Source organism: Bradyrhizobium sp. (assembly GCF_016462955.1).
In the GTDB taxonomy this organism is placed as follows: Bacteria; Pseudomonadota; Alphaproteobacteria; order Rhizobiales; family Xanthobacteraceae; genus Bradyrhizobium.
In genome coordinates this window covers 1,056-4,195 of record NZ_JAEMSD010000553.1, presented here as the reverse complement: position 1 = coordinate 4,195, position 3,140 = coordinate 1,056, and the positions used below count along the sequence as shown (strand labels likewise).

At 65.7% G+C, this 3,140-nt stretch carries 4 protein-coding genes; 2 read left to right on the top strand and 2 right to left on the bottom strand.

The features are described 5' to 3' along the window. The coding region (locus JHD07_RS34205; RefSeq protein ID WP_291630191.1) for a thiamine pyrophosphate-binding protein at window positions 1-278 on the bottom strand (278 nt) is incomplete at its 3' end. A gap of 264 nt (window positions 279-542) precedes the next feature. Between JHD07_RS34205 and JHD07_RS34200 the strand changes: the two genes are divergently transcribed. Further along, complete coding sequence (locus JHD07_RS34200; protein WP_291630189.1) at window positions 543-1,121, top strand: L,D-transpeptidase; 579 nt, start codon at window positions 543-545, stop codon at window positions 1,119-1,121. Window positions 1,122-1,326: 205 nt separating this feature from the next. Continuing rightward, a complete protein-coding gene (locus tag JHD07_RS34195) occupies window positions 1,327-2,142 on the top strand; it encodes a DUF2927 domain-containing protein (protein ID WP_291630187.1) in 816 nt (271 codons plus the stop codon). Window positions 2,143-2,420: 278 nt separating this feature from the next. On the opposite strand, the gene JHD07_RS34190 is transcribed toward JHD07_RS34195, so the two are convergent. Beyond that, on the bottom strand, window positions 2,421-3,140 hold a 720-nt coding region (locus JHD07_RS34190), incomplete at its 5' end, for a YcjF family protein (protein ID WP_291630185.1).

The window sequence follows — 3,140 nt, the reverse complement described above, 5'->3', positions numbered from 1 at the left end:
ATGCCGGAATTGGCCTTCTTGGCATTGTGCAGATTGGCCAGGCCGTTGGCGAGGCCGGGGCCGAGATGCAGCAGGGTCGAGGCCGGCGTTCCCTTCATGCGGAAATAGCCGTCGGCGGCGCCCGTCACCACGCCTTCGAACAGGCCGAGCACGCAGCGCATGCCGGGGACGCGGTCGAGTGCCGCGACAAAATGCATCTCGGAGGTGCCCGGATTGGTGAAGCAGACGTCCACCCCACCCTTGACCATCGTCCGCACCAGGCTTTCCGCGCCGTTCATTCTTTTTGCTCCGCAATCGGTCTCTTGAGGGTAATCCGTCCGATCAATCATTGTTCGCGCGTCCCGTCAAAGCAATAGCCGCCATCGCCGCCCTGCCCCGCGCGGGCATGTGCCGGTTTGGCTAATGGTCCACGGCCAATCGTGGTTGCCGAATTGGTAACGCCAATCGGTTGAGATGACCCGCCTCACGGCGCCGTGGCTTGCGGAATCCCCCCAAATATGGCCTGTGACGTTCATTGAATCGATTTCTTGCTGGGGAGACCAATGATCCGGTTTTTTGCCGCGCCGATTGCCACCATCGCACTGCTGTCGGCCATGGCGGGCGGCGCCTTCGCCGAAGAGTTCGACAGCCGCGACGTCATGGGCGGCGGCCCGAACTTCTTCCGGTCCGGCGCCAATCCCGTTCCCCGCACCACCGTCATGTACAACGGCAACTACGCCCCCGGCACGATCGTGGTGAACACCGGCGAGCGCCGGCTGTATCTGGTGCTCCCGAACGGCCAGGCGCTGCGCTACGGCATCGGCGTCGGCCGCGACGGCTTCCGCTGGGGCGGGGTGCACAGGATCACCGCCAAGAAGGAATGGCCGGACTGGACCCCGCCGTCGCAGATGCTGGCGCGCCGGCCCGACTTGCCGCGCCACATGAAGGGCGGCGTCGACAATCCGCTCGGCGCACGTGCGATGTATCTGGGCTCGACGTTGTACCGGATCCACGGCTCCAACGAGCCGGAGACGATCGGCCAGGCGGTGTCCTCAGGCTGCTTCCGCATGACCAATGACGACGTCACCGACCTCTACGGCCGCGTCGGCGTCGGCACCACGGTTGTTGTGCTGAACAACTGACCCGGCGAACTCTCGTAGCCGCGTAGCGTGGGCAAAGCCGGAGGCGTGCCCACCAATTGTTCACTGTCGTCGAGAGATGGTGGGCACGGCGCTTTCGCGCCTTTACCCACCCTACGGCACCGCGCGTGAAGGCGCAGGAACCCCGCAGGCCGCGTGAATCTGCGGTCTTGTGCGCGAGAGGCGAATGCGGCAGCGTCGCGCGACGATGAGCGCATTGAATCAATCTTCGGCTGTTCTTCGCGTCGCACTGCTGGCATTTACGGCATTCGCCTGCGCGGCTGAAACCGCTATCGCGGCCGGGGCTGGCGAACTGCCTGCGATCACCTCGCGTCAGCGCGCGGAGAAGAAGAGCTTTACCGACGGCGAGATCGTCGAAGGCTTCCTGAAGACCGCGTTCGGCGCCGAATATCACCTTGCCGGCCGGGTCGACCGCATCCGCAAGTTCGACGGGCCGGTGCGCGTCTACGCCGAGAGCGACCGCGCCGACCGCAAGGCGCAAATTTCGAAGGTCGTGGCCGACATCGGCAGACGCGTGCAGCATCTCGACATCGCCATGATCGAAACCAATGAAGCGGCGAATGTGCGGGTGAAGCTGGTGCGCGACCGCGACCTCTTCCGCACCCTCACAAGCTTCTACGGCGCCGAGAAGGCGCGCGAGATCCGCTCCTCGCTCGATCCGCAATGCCTGTCCGGCTTCCGCAAGAACGACAATTTCGAGATCGAGCATTCCGACGTCATCCTCACCGTCGACAACGGCGATTTCACCTTCCTCGACTGCGCCTATGAGGAGCTGCTGCAAGCGCTCGGGCCGATCAACGACACCGCGAGCGTGCCGTGGACGATGTTCAACGACAACGTCTCGATGGGCTATTTCGACGTCTACGACCAGTACATCCTCAACCTGCTCTACGACCCTCGCATCAAGGCGGGCATGACCGTGGCGGAGGTCAAGGCCGTGCTGCCCGCCGTGCTCAAGGACGTCCGCGCCTGGGTGAAGCGGGTGAATGACCTGAAGCAGTGAGGCGGTCTTGCCCTCCCTCTCCATGCCCCCGCCTGCGGCAGGGCTATCGCATACGGGTTTTTGAAAGACCTGAGCGCGCGCCTCGCCCTTCGAGACGACCGCTTCGCGGTCCCTCAGGGTGAGGCTAAGCAGCACCGACACCCGTTGAAACCAGCGAAACGCATGCGGTCCTCATCCTGAGGGCCCGCCAACGGCGGGCGTCTCGAAGGATGGCCACAGGTGAGATCACTCCCATGTGCGATTGCCCTGCCGCCTGCGGGGAGGGCACGCAAAACCCGCTACTCGTCCCCGTCCTTCTTCCGCAGCAGATCCGTCGCTAGATCCGACAGCTTCGGCGGTGGCAGCGCGGCGAACGGCAATGGCCTCGTGACGTCGATCGCGGCGAGGCCCAGCCGCGCCGTCAGCAATCCGTTGAGCACGCCTTCGCCGAGCCGCTGCGACAGCTTCGCCGCGATGCCGTGGCCGAGCATCTGCTGCACCAGGCTGTCGCTCGCGGCCATGCCGCCGGTGATGGCGAGATGGGCGATGACGTGACGTAGCAGGCGGATCATGCCGAGCGCGCCGGGGCGGCCACCATAGAGAAAAGCGAGCTGCCGGATCAGCCGCAGCGCGGCGACGAACACGAACAGCACATCGATCGCCGCGCGCGGGCTCACCGCCGTGACGATCGAGACCTTTTGCGCAGCTGACGACACCAGCCGCCGCGCCTCGGCATCCAGGGGGGACATCAGTTCGCGCTCGGCGAGCCGGATCATGTCGGCGCCATCGATGATCTCATCGGTGTGGCTCTCCAGCGAGGCGCGGGCGCGCGCCAGCTGCGGGTTCTGGTGCGCGATCTTGAGCAGGTCCTGCACGATGACGCGGCTTTCCTTGCGGTCGTCGCTGGCGAGCACGGCTGCCGCGCGCGCATGCAGCTTCTCGATCGTGGCTAGACGCGCGAGCCCGAACGCCTCGCGTCCGATCACCGCCGCCGAGGCCGCCGCCTGGGCGAGCGGCGG